Below are 15,560 nucleotides of genomic sequence, written 5' to 3' on the forward strand. Positions count from 1 at the left end.
ACCAACGACCCCGAGATTACAAATCACGTGCTCTGGCCAACTGAGCTAAAGAGGCGGGTGGGCAAGCTACTTACATCGCGCCGCTACAACCAACTACCTTTGCTACGTTCCCGTCCTGGAGGATTCGAAGGGAGCTGGCCGTGTAAGACTTGCCCGTCTTTAAGCGGATGCAAAGGTAATACTTTAAATCGACATTACGCCGCTAAACGGCTCCTCTTTTATATGTTTTTAACAAAGAACAAGCCTGACAGCACAAAAGGACAAGTCAAAAACACTATTTAGCACAGCTGACCGACATATTGTGAATTTTATTTCGTACTTTTGCACGCAAATAAATCACATTAATAAATATAGATGACTCCGCAGGAATTTATACAGCTGAAAGCATTCGCACGGATAGACGGGGCGTTGCTCTCGGTGATATGGATAGCCTCTTTCGCCTCATACATAACAGGCATGGGTAACTCTCTGCTCATGATTGTCGGAATGATTCTGGCTATAGGCTCGTTGTTTTTCGCCGCCGGCCGCACACGCAGGTTTCGCGATACGGCCCTCAACGGCACAATATCCTTCAAACGGGCATACGCATACACCATTCTCATGTTCTTCTATGCCGCCGTGCTCTTTGCCGTGGCACAGTTCGCATACTTCCAATTCATAGACAACGGGTATGTAATCAGCAGGATTATCGAAATGATGAATATGGAAGAGAACAAGCGTATGATAGAGACATACGGACTCACAGAGGCCATGAACGAGAGTCTGGAACTGATGGCCAAGACACGTCCCATAGACTATGCGCTGAACTATCTGACCACAAACATCATTATCGGAATAACAGCCGCGCTGCCCATTGCCGCGCTGACACACAGAAAAAGACCGTCAGAATGAGGAAAACAAGAAAACAACCAACCAGAGGAATAAAACAAATAAGAATGAAGACTATGGATATTTCTGTCGTAATACCACTATATAATGAAGAAGAATCGCTGCCGGAGCTTTACGCCTGGATTGAGCGGGTGATGAAAGAAAACGGATTTACATTCGAGGTGATATTCGTAAACGACGGTTCAACAGACCGCTCATGGAACGTAATCACCGAACTGAGCGAGAAATCGGAGTGCGTACACGGAATAAGATTCCGCCGCAACTACGGCAAGAGCCCGGCTCTGTATTGCGGATTTGAACAGGCACAGGGAGATGTGGTAATCACAATGGACGCCGACCTGCAAGACTCGCCCGACGAGATACCGGAACTCTACCGGATGATAACCGAAGACGGGTACGACCTCGTGTCGGGCTATAAACAGAAACGGTACGACCCGCTGTCGAAGACTATACCCACAAAACTGTTTAACGCCACGGCACGCAAGATAAGCGGAATAGACAACCTGCATGACTTCAACTGCGGACTGAAAGCATACCGCAAGGAAGTGGTGAAAAACATCGAGGTATACGGTGAGATGCACAGGTATATCCCCTATCTGGCAAAGAATGCCGGTTTTAACCGGATAGGAGAAAAGGTTGTGCAGCATCAGGCACGCAAGTATGGCACATCGAAGTTCGGACTCAACAGATTTTTCAACGGCTATCTCGATCTCATCACACTGTGGTTTCTCGGCGGTTTCGGCCGCAAACCGATGCACGTGTTCGGTTTTCTCGGATCCATAATGTTTTTCATCGGTTTCATCTCGGCTTTCATCATTGGAGCCGACAAGGTGTATGCTCTTGCCAACGGAATACCGCAACGCCTCGTGACAAGTTCGCCGTTCTTCTACATATCGCTGACTATGATGGTTATCGGCACGCAACTGTTTCTCACCGGATTTCTCGGCGATCTCATCAGCCGGACGTCAGACACCCGAAACGATTACCAGATAGCCGAAAAAGTATAGTTTAAAGGTAAAAAGGTAAAAGAGTAAAAAGGTAAAAAAAGCTGCGCTTAGGCATGGGAAAGTAAACTTTCAAAAGGAGAAAAATGAGTTCGTCACAAGAGGAAGATGAATTAATGATCGGGTTATCATAAGAAAAAGATGGACTATCATTAAGAAAAAGGAGTACTCTTCATAAGAAAAAAGACGGACTCATCACAAGAGTATGATGGATTTATCACATATTAAAAGAATACCCTGCGGTGGAATAATGAAATAAGGAACGAAAAAAATATGAGACATAACAACGACAAGAAAAAGAAAACTGGCATCGACACGCTATTATCAACGCGCGACATACCGGCACGTTGCCACTCGTTTTTATCCCTCCACCTTTTCCACCTCTTGCGTCCAAACGGTTTTTCACCGTCAAAGCACCGCTTATCATCCCTAAGCGCAGTTTTTTCTACCTTTTTACTCTTTTACATTTTTACCTTTACAAGTTGCTCATCAATAGACTGCCCTGTGCAGAACTCCGTGTACACCAAATATAAGGCACTGAGAAGCGACGGCACACCGGATACACTGCAAAGCTCACTCACTGTATCTACCACGATGAGAAACGGGATTGACAGCGTATTGCTCAACCGCAAGACGAACGCCACTGTGTTCGAACTGCCGATAAGCTATACGGACGCAGAAGACACACTCTTCTTTGAACTTGCCGACGAAGCGAAGAATCTATTCGACACCGTGTATGTAGCCAAGAACAACACACCTCACTTCGAATCCGTGGACTGCAATATTTCATTCTTTCACGACATAACAGCCGTTAAATGGACGAACAATGCCATCGACTCTGTCGTGATAAACAAATCATCCGTAAACTATGACGCTTCGACAGAACATTTCCACATATATTTCAAGGCTCGCCCTTAGCATCGCCATGCTCGCGGCATGCCACACGGCGCAGGCACAGAGCAAGATGTTCGCCATCGAGAAAGATTCCGTACCGGTATTCAACGGCTTTGCCGTGTCTTTCGACCTGGTGGGGCCGGCAATGAAAGCACTCAGCGACTACGGAGAATATGAGGCAGCGCTGAGGCTAAACCTGCATGACCAGTATTTCCCCATATTCGAAATGGGCTACGGAATGGCCGAACGCGATGATGAGGTGACCGGAATATACTATAAAACAAAAGCTCCGTATTTCAGAATAGGATGTGATCTCAACCTCCTGAAAAACAAACATGCGCCAAACCGCATATATGGCGGACTGCGGTATGCGTTCACTTCATATAAGGTGGACATAGCACGACAAGGCATCATTGACCCCGTATGGCAACAGAACACAGGTTTCAGCATCACGGGAGAGAGCTGCAACCAGCATTGGATAGAGGCCGTGTTCGGAATAGACGCCAAGGTATGGGGACCGCTGCACATGGGATGGACTTTCAGATACAAGCGCCGCATAAGCCATAAAGACAGCAGTATAGGCAATACCTGGTATGTACCTGGCTACGGAGTGTATGGCGACACAAGACTTGGAGCCAACTTCAATATCATAATCGACATCTGAAAGCCAGGATACTTTATCATCAAAGACATGTACAAGCCGGAAAGGATACCCTATTCAACATAAAAAGACATCACCGAACCGCAATGAAAAACAATAAGAACAGACTGATGTGGCAACTGCCGTTTCTCACCTTCCTGATAATTGCCACAATACTGATTGTCAGACAGAAGCACAACACGCCGTTCCAACACGATAAAGGGTTTGTATTCGGCACGGTATACGGCATCACATACCAATGTGACTCAAACCTGCAAAAGGCCATCATCGCAGAACTCGACAAAGTAGACATGACGATGTCGATGTTCAACAAAAAATCGGTTATTTCGAGAATTAACCGTGGAGAACGCATAGATATCAGCGAAACAATGTTCGAAGAGATATACGAAATCGCCGAACGCATATCGGAAGATACCGACGGAGCGTTCGACATAACCGTATCACCGCTCGTAAACGCATGGGGATTCGGATTTAAGAATGCCATGATGCCCACCGGACAGCAAGTGGACAGCATGCTGCAATTCGTGGGATACGAGAAGATAAAACTGAAAAAAGAGAACGGACGCACATTCGTCGAAAAACAAGACGGGCGCAGCATGCTCGATCTCAGTTCGATAGCAAAAGGCTACGGATGCGACAGAGTGGCAAGACTGCTGCGCAGCCGGGGGGTCACCAACTTCATGATAGACATAGGCGGGGAGATCGTGGCAAGCGGAACGAACGAGAAGAAAACGCCGTGGAAAATCGGTGTGACAAAACCTACCGACGATTCTTTGAATGCCGACGGGGAAATACAAACAATACTCAAAATCACCGACAAGGCCATGGCCACAAGCGGGAATTACCGCAACTTCTACTATAAGGACGGAAAGAAATACGCACACACGATAGATCCGCATACGGGATATCCCGTTCAGCACAACATACTGTCGTCGACAGTCATAGCCGACAATTGCACCACGGCCGACGCATACGCAACGGCATTCATGGTGATGGGACTTGACAAGGCTAAAGACGTGTTGGCGAGACATCCCGAATTGATGGCATATTTCATATATACCGGCAAAGACGGGAAGGACACCGTCTGGTACTCACAATCAATGAGAGACAAAATAGCGGAATAAGGAAATGCCCGGCATACAACTATACGACAAACTGCTTCAATTCCCACTGTTTCAAGGAATGGGAAGAAGCGAGCTTATGCAGATCATATCACGTACCAAATTCAACTTCATGAAATTTCCGGCAGGCAAACGCATTATCAAGGAGGGAGACAAATGCAACAATATGTACCTGCTGATGAACGGAACGATAAGAACCGTGACCGCGTCAGACGACCACAACTACATCATCGACGAAGAGCTGGGCGCCCCATACATGATACAACCGGAATGTATTTTCGGACTGTCGCAAAGATTCAGAAGCACGGTGTACGCACGTACAGACGTGAACATCATCGCCATAAACAAAAAAGAGGTTGTGAACTTATCGGAAACATTCATCGTCTTCCGTATAAACATGATAAATTTCTTTGCCTCCCAAACACAAAAACAGATTAACCTACTGTGGAAACACCGCCCCGCCAACCTGAAAGAGCGCATTGCCTCATTCATAATAGCACGATGTTCACACCCTGCCGGACACAAATCGGTGAAAATAAGAATGACACAACTGGCCGAAGAGCTGAACGACAGCCGGCTGAACATATCAATAGCCCTTAACAGCATGCAGGACGACGGCCTGATAATACTCAGCCGGGGAATGATAACAATACCCAAACTTGAAAAAGTAATACTTGCCACAAAATGACATACACACGCAAGCCGCTTCGCTGCATGCATCACTTTTCATGTCAATGAGCCGCCGTTGGCATCCACATCTGTATATCCTTTATCCCTGACAAGATCGACAAACGCATATTCAAAGGCATGCTTCCCGTCTATACCGTGCTCCTCACGGCTTACCTCGCGCCACCCGTCGTAAACAGGGAAAAAGGCATCGGCTTGTGCCGGGATATCGTCAACCTCCGTGAGACAAAGACGATCGGCAAATACGAGCGCCTGCTCGTAAACGCTTGCACCACCAATGATATATACATCCTCATCCGGAGAACATGAAGCGAGAGCCTCATCGAGAGATGAAAAAGTGTCGCAACCGTGGAAATCACCCCGGGTGCGGCTAAGCACCACATTGCGGCGATTGGGCAATGCGCCCTTTGGAAGCGAAAGAAAAGTATTGCGCCCCATGATAATGGTATGTCCGGTAGTCAGAGCCTTAAACCGTTTCAAATCATTTGGGAGCCAGTATATAAGTTTATTTTCATTGCCAATGGCTCGATTTTTGGCAACCGCGGCTATAATTGTAATCATTCGTTTGAAATTAAAAACAGTGTATCAGACAGACACTTCAGCCTTGATATGCGGCCAAGGGTCGTAGTTCTCCAATGAGAAATCCTCATATTTGAAATCGAATATGCTCTTCACGGCCGGGTTGATGCGCATTACCGGCAGTAGTCGCGGAGCACGGGTAAGCTGCAAGCGGGCCTGCTCGAGATGATTGAGATACAGGTGTGTATCACCAGTGGTATGGATAAAGTCGCCCGGCCGGTAACCGGTCACTTGTGCCATCATCTGCAACAACAGCGCATACGACGCTATATTGAACGGCACTCCAAGGAATGTGTCGGCCGAACGCTGGTACAGTTGGAGGCTCAAACGCCCGTCGGCCACATAAAACTGGAACATTGTATGACACGGCGGGAGTGCCATGCTGTCAACCTCGGCAACATTCCATGCGCTGACAATCATGCGTCTGGAGTCCGGATTGTTTCTCAACTGACTGACTACACCGGCAATCTGGTCTATTGTTCCACCGTCATAATCTGGCCATGACCGCCATTGATGACCGTACACCGGTCCGAGCTCGCCATTCTCGTCGGCCCACTCGTTCCAGATCCTCACTCCGTTTTCCTGCAAATACTTTATGTTCGTATCACCGCTAAGAAACCACAGCAGTTCATGTATTATCGATTTGAGATGCAGTTTCTTCGTTGTCAACAACGGAAACCCTTCTTCAAGATTAAACCTCATCTGATGTCCGAAGACGCTTTTGGTGCCCGTTCCTGTACGGTCGGCCTTTGTCGTACCTTCCGTCAATATTCTGTCGAGCAGCTCCAAGTATTGTTTCATATATCTATTGTTTTCTTTTTATTATAATGTCTTTTCTCCTTTACGGAAACAAGACAAATCATTCATAAAGTTTTTAGCCGCTTTCACATGCAGCCAATAACTCCGTATACTTCATGTCCATGCACCCGGATCATAGCTTTAACCTCATTTATCCTCACAGCCACACATGCCGGCATTCCGTTTCAGTCAATCACGTGCGGCATATCCGGTACATGGGTACTCTTTATTTTCCATTCCTGCGGATAGAGGTTATTTGCCCGATTGCCGATATTTTTCATAAAACCGAGCACCACTCCTCGATAAGTCACGAGCACATAACCACGCGGTGTATCGGCAGGAAGCGTAATACTATCACGACGCAGATAAGAAACAGCGTCTGCATAAGACAGTTCCACCAAGTGGAAAGCGTCACGGTTGAGTAACGTCGAAAGCGCAAGCGACGCATCTGGGACGATGTCACGCCCCTTAACACACCCGACGGTGACACCGGCCGAGAGAACCTTCAGTCGTGAAACAGCCGCCTTATATATATCCCTAAGAGAATCGGGGACGGCTTCAATTATATCTCCACGCATAGAAAAGTCAAACGCATGGGTATCATCGAGCAACCAGTGTACCGGCAGTTTCATCTTATCTGCCTTATTGTTTTTCCGCTGTCGCCCGGCTTTCCTCTTCATTTTCGACGGTAATAGTTTCGAACCGGCTTCATGTTCTACAGACAAACAAGACACCGACGCGCTGCCGTCATCAGGTTTACGCAAAGCAGCCATGAACAATCCCTCGCCACGTGAGACGCCTGGAATAAAGCGGCATACAGGCTCTGAAAACCCGTCGAGCAACGAACCGGTAATCCCCCACTCCTCACAAATACCCGACGGCAGCGGCTCCGCCCCGAGATTATCGCACATCCACGATATATTCTCCTCATTCTCGGCAGTATTGAACGTACAAGTGGAATATATCAGCAAACCACCCGGCCGCAGGCAACGCCACGCACAGCCGACAATCTCACGCTGAAGACGGCCGCAAGCCTCCACGCCCTGCACACTCCACTCGCCCACCGCGCCATCGTCTTTGCGGAACATACCCTCTCCTGAACATGGAACATCACAAAGAATGACATCGAACAAGATACCGGAAGAAACAAAATCAACAGGAAAATTATTAGTGACAACCACATTGGGACTGCCCCATTTGCATATATTCTCGACCAGGATATTAGCCCGTTGACGCACCGGTTCATTGCATACAAGCATACTTCCGTCGGGTAATGCGGACAATGCGGCCGTAGATTTTCCTCCGGGAGCGGCACAAAGGTCGAGCATCGCCACAGGCTTATCCACATATTCGGATATCACATGCGCCACAAACATAGACGATGCTTCCTGCACATAGTAGCAACCGGCATGCAGAAGAGGATCGAAAGTGAAAGCCGGACGAGACGAAAGATAATATCCCGACGCACACCACGGCACACGTTCACAAACAACCGGGCGTCCGTTCCATTTCTTTCCGTTTATACGAATGCTCACAGGCGGCTCCTCGTCCAATGCCTTCACGAACCGGCCAAACAGCCCACTGCCCATCATCTGCTCCGTTCTATGCGCAAAACTATCGGGTAATATCATTGGTTTCTACTGTTTTATGACTGCAAATTTAGAAAAAAAATCGCATCTTTGCAACTAAAAAGCCCCTTGTTGCGTCTAACAATCAAATAAAAGATAAAAAACAAAAGACATTATGAAAACGTTTTTGACCGCATTGATAATTATGGCAACCGTCATGAATACATCGGCCGCCATGACCCAGTACCACCGTCATACTCCCAGAACAGAAAGTCAGACAGCGACAGAATCTCCTGCCACCAAACAGAAGGTGACGGCAAAGACAAACCCGAAAAAGAAAAAATCTTCCATCAAGAAAGAAGCGGCAACTGCCGTGCAAGAGAAAGAAAGCATCGAAGCGTACTCAGATACGACCACGGATGCGCAGCAGCCAAACAACGTCAATCCCGATGACACACTGTTATCACAGTTAGGCACGGCCGACTTCGGGACACCACCTCCCCTGAACGACTTTATGAACATGAGCAATATAATGCTCGAATCAATATTCATTATTGCCATATTGTTCATCTTCTCGCCTCTGGCGATACTTGCGTTGATATTCTATTTCATATACAAAAACCGCAAACAGAAATACAAACTGGCGGAAATGGCCATAAAAACAGGACATGCCATTCCGGAAAACATATTGCAAAACCACACCAATAAAAATACCAATCTATGGAGCAAAGGCATCAAGAACATCACTCTCGGTATCGGAATGATATGCGCTTTCTGGTTTATTGATGTAAGCTTGGGCCGCAGCATCGGTATGCTATTAATGTTTTACGGCATCGGACAAGTAATAATCGCACGAACGACAGAGAAAAAGGACAAGTATTTCGATAAGGAATACGAACGCAAAGAGAAATCGGATAAAGACCGTACAGACTACCAGGAACTGTAAAAAGGCAGTATGGAGACGTTCAGCGACATGTCACTCGTCATGCAAGTGGCCGTATTCCACAACAAGCGTGCATTCGACAGGCTTGTTGTGAAATACCAATCGCCACTTCGCAGGTTTTTCATCGCCCAGACACTTGGCGACGAACAGTTGAGTGACGATCTGGCACAAGACACGTTCATCAAGGCGTACATAAACATCGGGAAGTTCGCCGGTCGCTCGTCGTTCTCCACATGGCTCTTCCGCATCGCCTACAATGTGTTTCTCGACTACACAAGAAGCAAGCGACCGACGGCAGACACCGACACGACCGCAGCCGCAATGAAACTATCCGACACCACAGATTGTGGGATGAGGATGGATCTATACAAAGCTCTCGCCATTCTCTCCCCGATCGAACGCTCCTGCATCACGCTACAACTGACGGACGGATACAAGATAGACAAAATAGCAGAGATAACCGGACTGTCGCCAAACACGGTGAAATCACACCTCTCAAGAGGCAAGTTCAAACTGTCAAACTACTTAAAACAAAACGGATATGACAAAAGATGATGACATACTGATAGACAAACTGTTTGATGAAATACGACAAATGGATATTCCGGACAAGGATTTCAGCCATAAGGTCATGAGGTCGTTGCCGGACAAAGTCAACCGTGTATCACGACTTTGGACTGTTTTCTGCATATCTGTCGGCATCATCATGTCCTTTGTCTTTCAAGTATGGCAACTGATTGCCGTATATATAGAAGTCTTCATTCGAACCATACCGATATTCGAACCGCGACAACTGGTATATCTTCCGCTTGCCGCCGTTACCATAATTGTGCTGGCAATATGGACTTACCATGAAATCGACAACGAGAGCTGGTCGTCCTGACAACCGTCAAAACACCGTATCAGAACAACCCGTCAAAATCATCGGAGGGCTCCGGTTCGGCCGGTTCGGCCTTCGGACGCTCTTTCAACATACCTTTTTCGTCAAACATTCCGTATGTCGTTCGCAGCACAATGAACTCCGTGCGGCGGTTCAACTGATTGCAAATCTCCTGCTCTTCCGGTTTTAATGTCTTTATGAACTCTTCCGTGAGCACATCGTTTTCTTTCAGGAAAGGATACTTCTCCGTCAGTTTTTTCTTTATTGTCTTGGGCTTCTCCTTACCGTAGCCAACCGGGCTGAGCCTGTCTTTGGCTATACCGTGCTCTATCAGATAAGTCACTACCGCCTCGGCACGCTTTTGCGACAGTACTTTGTTATATGCCACAGCCCCCCGATAGTCGCAGTGTGCACTGAGTTCTATTGTCACATTGGGATTTTCGTTCAGCAGTTTTATCAACTCATCGAGTGCCGTCGTAGACTCGGGACGCAACGTCGCCTTGTCGAAATCATAGAAAATATTGTCTATCAGCACCGGCGCGGTAATGGAGGCAAGCGGAAATTGAAGTACATATTCCGTCGATTCCGTCACCGGTTCCACTCTCAACTGCTCCTTATGATTAAGAAATCCCTTGCAAGTTCCCAGAAAAACATAGTCCACTCCGGGCTTTATCTCCTGCGTGAACGAGCCGTCTCCCTTCACGCTAAGCTTCATGTTCGTGCCGTCATTGCCCACCATATATACCAGACCTTCGGGCAGTTCGTACCCCTCCTGCTCATAGACCCATCCTTTCACGGTCTGCACTATCTCAGGATTTTCAAAACTGTAAATATGATCCCAGCCCTTCCCGTCGCCTCTGTTTGATGAGAAGAATCCGCGGTTGCGCAGTCCCTCGAACGTCATACCGAAGTCATCGCCCTGCGAGTTGAGCGGATATCCCGGATGCTCTATCACCCATCCTCCCGCCGCCGTATCCGGCTTGGCTATTAAAATGTCGAGTCCGCCCATGCCCGGATGCCCGTCCGACGAGAAATACAAATCACCATTCGGCCTGAATGTCGGAAACATCTCGTCACCCTCGGTATTCACCGGTGCCCCAAGGTTCTCCACTCCCCCAAGTCCGCTAGTCGTGAGACGCACCCGCCAGATGTCGAGACCGCCCATTCCCCCCGGCATGTCGCTCGTGAAATAAAGCCACTCACCGTCGGGAGACACTGCCGGATGGGCATAGCTCGACAGTGTGTCTTTGGTGATTGTCAGCGGAGTTGCCTTCCCCCATGCCGCATCCGAGCGTTCGGATGTGCATATCGTGGCATATCTCGGATACGAGGGGTCGGTAAGGCACTGTGTAAGATACATCGTCTTACCGTCTGGAGTGAACGAGCATGCGCCCTCATCGAAAGACGAGTTCAGTTCGGTGTCTATGTCTTCGGGCTTTATCCATTTACCCTTTTCATCTTTCTGAGAAAAGAATATGTCGCCGTTTTTCGTTCCCGTGATACCGCTCAACTCGTCACCTTTCACCTGATTGCGTGTGGAAGTGAAGAAAAGCTGGTCGTTATCGTCTCCGGCAAGCATCGGAGAGTAGTCCGCACGACGTGAGTTGAAGAAGTTCTCGCGCTTCACTGTATATTGGGAGCCGGCTTCTTTCCACTGCGGAGCGAGCCTTGCGGCACGCAGTCCGGTGACAGCGAGCTTACTGCCCGGCATACTGTCGAGCGCTATCTCGAAATTCTTTGCCGCCTCTTTGTAGTTTCCGGTCTTCATCAGCTGCTGCGCCAGCCTCAGATGTGTCAGGCTGTCCGCCTGCTTATATCGTATCGCATTGTTGTATGCGGCAATGGCTTTCTGCGTGTAGTTTATCCTGCGATAACACTCCGCAAGTTTCAATGCCCTCTTACCACGGGTGGCCCTTTCTTTAGCCGGCGTGGCCGAATACGCCTTCTTGTATTGGGTCGAGGCGTCGAAATACTCGCCAAGGGCATAAAACTTATCGCCCTTTTTCATTGCGTTGTCTGCTCCGCACGATGCAAACAATGTCACGACAATGACTGTATGTAATATAATGTAGATTCTGCGCATACATTAATTATAACGCAATGCCTGGCGTTTTTATTGCTTTACATTTCCGTTTGTGCCATGTTACGTGACAACCGTATACATCAACCCATCCAACATCCAGATAAAAACTCCCCATCGCTATGTATCCTTATTCAAATATCCATGCAAGACAGTAATAACCCTTTCTTTCAAAAATACTCCTTACAACTATAAAGACAGCTATGCCGGCCGCAATAGATATTCAAACGCCATGACTAATAAAATGACTATTTGCCATCGAACGGCAACACCCACTTGCATCCCTCTCTCCACCGGGAACAGCCGTATGCCGATTTACCCTTTATCACGGTTCCGCCGCCACATAACGGGCACGGCTTGCCTATCAGAGAATCATCCGGCGTGAGGACGTTCGAGGCCGACGCGACTCCATTACCGGAAGCATGCTTGTCGGATTTGCGGGCTGTGCGCGGCGTCTTCGCGGCGGCAGGAGCCTTGGCCGTCTTGGGGGCAAGTTTCTTTTTCAGGTCTTCTTCCGTCATCACCGTGACACGCCTGTTGCTGTTATCGGAAAGCACATCTCGCACTATTTCACCGATCTGCACCTTCAACTCGTCTACAAACCGCCCCGCGTCATACTTACCGTGCTCTATGTCGCGCAGTTTTTTCTCCCATATTCCCGTCAGCTCGCAACTTTTAAGCAGCTCTTCCCTTATAATGCCTATCAGCTCTATGCCCGTCGGCGTGGCTATGAGGTTCTTGCGCTCTCGCTTTATGTAATGTCGCTTGAAGAGCGTCTCTATGATGCCGGCACGCGACGACGGACGCCCTATTCCGTTCTCTTTCAGCGCGGCGCGCAACTGCTCGTCTTCCACAAACTTGCCCGCCGTCTCCATGGCGCGCAACAGAGTGGCCTCGTTATAGAATTTCGGCGGCGTGGTCCATTTCTCCGTCAGACACGGTTCGTGACTTCCGCTCTCCCCCTCGGCAAACGGAGGAAGCGTGCGTTCCTCATCGTCTTTCTTCGTATCGTCGTCATCATTCGCACTTACGTCTTTCTCATACACCATGCGCCAGCCAGGACTGAGGATTGTCTTGCCCGTCACCTTGAACTCAACATCATCGACCTTGCCCAGAACAGTGGTTGTGGCAAACTTGCAATCGGGGTAAAACACGCTTATGAAGCGGCGGGCTATGAGGTCGTAGACATGCCGTTCCATGTCGCTGAGGTTCATCGCCGGCACCCCGGTGGGTATTATGGCGTGGTGGTCTGTCACCTTCGACGAGTCGAACACTTTCTTCGATTTCGGCAGTTTCCTGCCGGCCAGCGGCGACGTGAGGCCCTCATAACCGCGAAGTCCCGCCAACGTGGACGGACATTTGGGGTATATGTCGTCGCTCAAGAACTGGGTGTCCACACGGGGATAAGTAGTCAGTTTCTTCTCATACAGTCCCTGAATGACGTTGAGCGTCAGCTCGGCGCTCATAGAGAACTTCCTGTTGCAGTCTACCTGCAACGACGTGAGGTCGTACAGACGTGGCGGAGCCTCCGTACCGTTTTTCTTCTGCACCGATGTGACGGTGAACGGCTTGCCCGCTATATCGGCAAACGACCGCTCGCCCTCCTCTTTCGATGTGAAGCGGCCTTTGGTTGCCGTGAAAGTGGTGTCACGGTATACGGTGGAAAGTATCCAATATGCCTCGGGCTTGAAGTTCTCTATCTCTTTCTGCCGGTTTACGATGAGCGCGAGTGTTGGTGTCTGCACACGACCGATGGACAGCACCTGACGGTTCTGGCCGTATTTCAGCGTATAAAGGCGCGTGGCGTTCATGCCCAGTATCCAGTCGCCTATGGCACGGCTCAGCCCAGCAAGATACAGCGGCTGATAGTCGGCCTGGTCTTTGAGCGTGCTGAATCCCTCCCGTATTGCCTCGTCCGTCATCGACGATATCCACAGACGCTTCACCGGGCAGCGTGCCTGCGCTTTCTGCATCACCCACCTCTGTATCAACTCTCCCTCCTGCCCGGCGTCACCGCAGTTTATAATCCCGTCGGCATCCCGCATCAACCGCTCTATCACGGCAAACTGCTCTTTTATGCCTTTGTCTTCGATGAGCTTTATACCGAAACGTTCCGGCAGCATGGGCAGCGCTCCGAGCGCCCACCGCTTCCACTCGGGACGGTAGTCGTCGGGCTCTTTCAGGGTGCAGAGGTGGCCGAATGTCCAAGTCACCTGATACCCGTTACCTTCCATGTATCCTTTTTTCGATACCGTAGCCCCTATTATCCGGGCAATGTCTCGAGCCACGCTCGGTTTCTCGGCAATGCAGACTATCATTGTTCTCGCTGTGTTCTGTTTTTATACCACTTTCATTATGAGCCGCCATTACGACGGCAATGCCATGCCGGAAAGGCCGTCAGTATCCCAAATCCTCACCTACGAGCACCACCGTGTGGCGACCGCGCGGTGAGTTTCGCAGGAAGTGTATATGGTTGCAGATGCTCTCAGGTGAGTTGCAGTTGTGGCAAATGCCGTCCGCCTGGCAGGGTGTCTTGATGTCGAAGCGGGCCGCGTTTATCGGTGATGCCGTCGAACGGGCACGGGCCAGTGCCGCCTCCACGCTCTGTGCCACCTTGTTCAGCCCGATCACGAATATCACGTTTTTCGGCCCGAAGGTTATGGCTGCCACACGGTTACCGTTACCGTCTATGTTCACTATCACCCCATCTTCACTGATAGCATTGGCACTCGACAGATAATAATCTGCCCTGAAAGCGTCGAGATATATCTCGGCGGCCTCGGTTCGGTCGGCGGCAAGGTCACGATCAAGCAGGCGCAACGTTCCGCGCTCATGCAGCGATGCTGTAAGCCCCATGTCGCGCAGGGTCATCGATCCGCCCCACGACACTGTGCTGCCATCGGCAATAAGCCTGTTCACCTGCTCTATCGCCTCTTCCGACGTGCGGCAATATAAAGCGTTGAAGTTGCGGCGTTCCAGATTTTTAATCATTTTCTTAGCCAGACGCTCGTTTCTCGTTTCCAAAGGTGTCATCGTAAATATGTTTTTAATATACGCAAGATAACGTTTAAGAAATGCAAAGTTACAACAAACTTACGGATTAACACCGTCTGCCGATGCTTATTTTTTACTTTTCAGATACCGAAACGCACTGTTCAGGAACTCCGCCACCGACTGTTTATATCGCAAAGTATATCGCGTCAACGCTTGATTTTCACACCGTTTTTCACTAAATTTGTATGAGGAAGAACATCTGAAACGCTTGAAAACCATGACAAATATTTACAAAACGACATTAAAACAAACCACTGCCTGCACACAGAAACCGGAAGCCCGAGCACTCTCGGCAACCATGTTTTTTGATAAGCCCAGACAGATTGACACCCCGGCCGACAACGGTCGAATACTATATATGATTATCGTTTACAGGCCGAAAAAACGCATAACCACATACTTT

16 protein-coding genes and 1 other RNA gene are annotated in these 15,560 nt (G+C 49.0%); 10 read left to right on the plus strand and 7 right to left on the minus strand.

The window, feature by feature from the left end:
* Positions 1 to 56: 56 nt before the first annotated feature.
* Positions 57 to 155: signal recognition particle sRNA small type (ffs, locus tag MoGM_RS01780), an RNA gene on the minus strand.
* Positions 156 to 354: 199 nt separating this feature from the next.
* Here ffs and MoGM_RS01785 point away from each other — a divergent pair.
* From MoGM_RS01785 to MoGM_RS01810, 6 genes are all read left to right on the plus strand, one after another.
* Positions 355 to 891 carry a DUF4199 domain-containing protein gene (locus MoGM_RS01785; protein WP_104368509.1) on the plus strand — a complete coding sequence of 179 codons (537 nt, stop codon included), beginning with the start codon at positions 355 to 357 and terminating at the stop codon, positions 889 to 891.
* Between the two features lie 53 nt (positions 892 to 944).
* Entirely contained in the window at positions 945 to 1,895 is a 951-nt protein-coding gene (locus MoGM_RS01790; protein WP_104368522.1) for a glycosyltransferase, read from the plus strand.
* A 501-nt stretch (positions 1,896 to 2,396) separates the two neighbouring features.
* A complete protein-coding gene (locus MoGM_RS01795; protein ID WP_233210113.1) occupies positions 2,397 to 2,810 on the plus strand; it encodes a DUF6452 family protein in 414 nt (137 codons plus the stop codon).
* On the plus strand, positions 2,761 to 3,450 hold the full coding sequence (locus MoGM_RS01800) for a DUF6048 family protein (RefSeq protein ID WP_233210115.1): 690 nt from the start codon (positions 2,761 to 2,763) through the stop codon (positions 3,448 to 3,450). Before MoGM_RS01795 ends, MoGM_RS01800 begins: the two co-directional genes overlap by 50 nt.
* Positions 3,451 to 3,533: 83 nt before the next feature.
* Complete coding sequence (locus tag MoGM_RS01805; protein WP_104368511.1) at positions 3,534 to 4,571, plus strand: FAD:protein FMN transferase; 1,038 nt, start codon at positions 3,534 to 3,536, stop codon at positions 4,569 to 4,571.
* Positions 4,572 to 4,575: 4 nt separating this feature from the next.
* Positions 4,576 to 5,256 carry a Crp/Fnr family transcriptional regulator gene (locus tag MoGM_RS01810; RefSeq protein WP_104368512.1) on the plus strand — a complete coding sequence of 227 codons (681 nt, stop codon included), beginning with the start codon at positions 4,576 to 4,578 and terminating at the stop codon, positions 5,254 to 5,256.
* Between the two features lie 38 nt (positions 5,257 to 5,294).
* On the opposite strand, the gene MoGM_RS01815 is transcribed toward MoGM_RS01810, so the two are convergent.
* From MoGM_RS01815 to MoGM_RS01825, 3 genes are all read right to left on the minus strand, one after another.
* A complete protein-coding gene (locus tag MoGM_RS01815) occupies positions 5,295 to 5,816 on the minus strand; it encodes a dihydrofolate reductase (protein ID WP_104368513.1) in 522 nt (173 codons plus the stop codon).
* Between the two features lie 24 nt (positions 5,817 to 5,840).
* Entirely contained in the window at positions 5,841 to 6,635 is a 795-nt protein-coding gene (locus tag MoGM_RS01820) for a thymidylate synthase (RefSeq protein WP_104368514.1), read from the minus strand.
* A gap of 182 nt (positions 6,636 to 6,817) precedes the next feature.
* Positions 6,818 to 8,263, minus strand: a complete 1,446-nt coding sequence (locus MoGM_RS01825) for a hypothetical protein (RefSeq protein ID WP_104368515.1) — start codon at positions 8,261 to 8,263, stop codon at positions 6,818 to 6,820.
* 112 nt (positions 8,264 to 8,375) lie between these two features.
* Between MoGM_RS01825 and MoGM_RS01830 the strand changes: the two genes are divergently transcribed.
* From MoGM_RS01830 to MoGM_RS01840, 3 genes are read left to right on the plus strand one after another with little or no spacing between them, the layout of a single operon-like run.
* Positions 8,376 to 9,146, plus strand: coding sequence for a DUF6249 domain-containing protein (locus MoGM_RS01830; RefSeq protein WP_146078615.1), 771 nt, complete (start codon positions 8,376 to 8,378; stop codon positions 9,144 to 9,146).
* Between the two features lie 9 nt (positions 9,147 to 9,155).
* Positions 9,156 to 9,698 carry an RNA polymerase sigma factor gene (locus MoGM_RS01835; protein ID WP_104368517.1) on the plus strand — a complete coding sequence of 181 codons (543 nt, stop codon included), beginning with the start codon at positions 9,156 to 9,158 and terminating at the stop codon, positions 9,696 to 9,698.
* On the plus strand, positions 9,685 to 10,026 hold the full coding sequence (locus MoGM_RS01840; protein WP_104368518.1) for a DUF5056 domain-containing protein: 342 nt from the start codon (positions 9,685 to 9,687) through the stop codon (positions 10,024 to 10,026). The genes MoGM_RS01835 and MoGM_RS01840 overlap by 14 nt, the downstream gene beginning before the upstream one ends.
* Positions 10,027 to 10,045: 19 nt before the next feature.
* Here MoGM_RS01840 and MoGM_RS01845 read toward each other — a convergent pair whose 3' ends face one another.
* The 3 genes from MoGM_RS01845 to MoGM_RS01855 all read right to left on the minus strand — a co-directional run bounded on the left by MoGM_RS01845 (position 10,046) and on the right by MoGM_RS01855 (position 15,136).
* Positions 10,046 to 12,106 carry an OmpA family protein gene (locus MoGM_RS01845; protein ID WP_104368519.1) on the minus strand — a complete coding sequence of 687 codons (2,061 nt, stop codon included), beginning with the start codon at positions 12,104 to 12,106 and terminating at the stop codon, positions 10,046 to 10,048.
* Between the two features lie 245 nt (positions 12,107 to 12,351).
* A complete protein-coding gene (locus MoGM_RS01850) occupies positions 12,352 to 14,421 on the minus strand; it encodes a DNA topoisomerase 3 (protein WP_104368520.1) in 2,070 nt (689 codons plus the stop codon).
* Between the two features lie 79 nt (positions 14,422 to 14,500).
* On the minus strand, positions 14,501 to 15,136 hold the full coding sequence (locus MoGM_RS01855) for a lactate utilization protein (protein ID WP_104368521.1): 636 nt from the start codon (positions 15,134 to 15,136) through the stop codon (positions 14,501 to 14,503).
* Positions 15,137 to 15,374: 238 nt separating this feature from the next.
* Here MoGM_RS01855 and MoGM_RS13265 point away from each other — a divergent pair.
* The coding region (locus MoGM_RS13265) for a hypothetical protein (RefSeq protein WP_233210117.1) at positions 15,375 to 15,560 on the plus strand (186 nt) is incomplete at its 3' end.

Origin of the sequence: Prevotella sp. MGM1 (assembly GCF_002933775.1) — a bacterium.
In the GTDB taxonomy this organism is placed as follows: domain Bacteria; phylum Bacteroidota; class Bacteroidia; order Bacteroidales; family Bacteroidaceae; genus Prevotella.

Excerpts from the sequence above, each read along its gene's own strand:
- MoGM_RS01785 (WP_104368509.1), top strand. The coding sequence starts at position 355 with ATGACTCCGCAGGAATTTATACAGCTGAAAGCATTCGCACGGATAGAC.
- MoGM_RS01815 (WP_104368513.1), bottom strand. The coding sequence starts at position 5,816 with ATGATTACAATTATAGCCGCGGTTGCCAAAAATCGAGCCATTGGCAAT.
- MoGM_RS01830 (WP_146078615.1), top strand. The coding sequence starts at position 8,376 with ATGAAAACGTTTTTGACCGCATTGATAATTATGGCAACCGTCATGAAT.
- MoGM_RS01790 (WP_104368522.1), top strand. The coding sequence starts at position 945 with ATGGATATTTCTGTCGTAATACCACTATATAATGAAGAAGAATCGCTG.
- MoGM_RS01835 (WP_104368517.1), top strand. The coding sequence starts at position 9,156 with ATGGAGACGTTCAGCGACATGTCACTCGTCATGCAAGTGGCCGTATTC.
- MoGM_RS01810 (WP_104368512.1), top strand. The coding sequence starts at position 4,576 with ATGCCCGGCATACAACTATACGACAAACTGCTTCAATTCCCACTGTTT.
- MoGM_RS01825 (WP_104368515.1), bottom strand. The coding sequence starts at position 8,263 with ATGATATTACCCGATAGTTTTGCGCATAGAACGGAGCAGATGATGGGC.
- MoGM_RS01855 (WP_104368521.1), bottom strand. The coding sequence starts at position 15,136 with ATGACACCTTTGGAAACGAGAAACGAGCGTCTGGCTAAGAAAATGATT.
- MoGM_RS01840 (WP_104368518.1), top strand. The coding sequence starts at position 9,685 with ATGACAAAAGATGATGACATACTGATAGACAAACTGTTTGATGAAATA.
- MoGM_RS01800 (WP_233210115.1), top strand. The coding sequence starts at position 2,761 with ATGACGCTTCGACAGAACATTTCCACATATATTTCAAGGCTCGCCCTT.
- MoGM_RS01850 (WP_104368520.1), bottom strand. The coding sequence starts at position 14,421 with ATGATAGTCTGCATTGCCGAGAAACCGAGCGTGGCTCGAGACATTGCC.
- MoGM_RS01820 (WP_104368514.1), bottom strand. The coding sequence starts at position 6,635 with ATGAAACAATACTTGGAGCTGCTCGACAGAATATTGACGGAAGGTACG.
- MoGM_RS01845 (WP_104368519.1), bottom strand. The coding sequence starts at position 12,106 with ATGCGCAGAATCTACATTATATTACATACAGTCATTGTCGTGACATTG.
- MoGM_RS01805 (WP_104368511.1), top strand. The coding sequence starts at position 3,534 with ATGAAAAACAATAAGAACAGACTGATGTGGCAACTGCCGTTTCTCACC.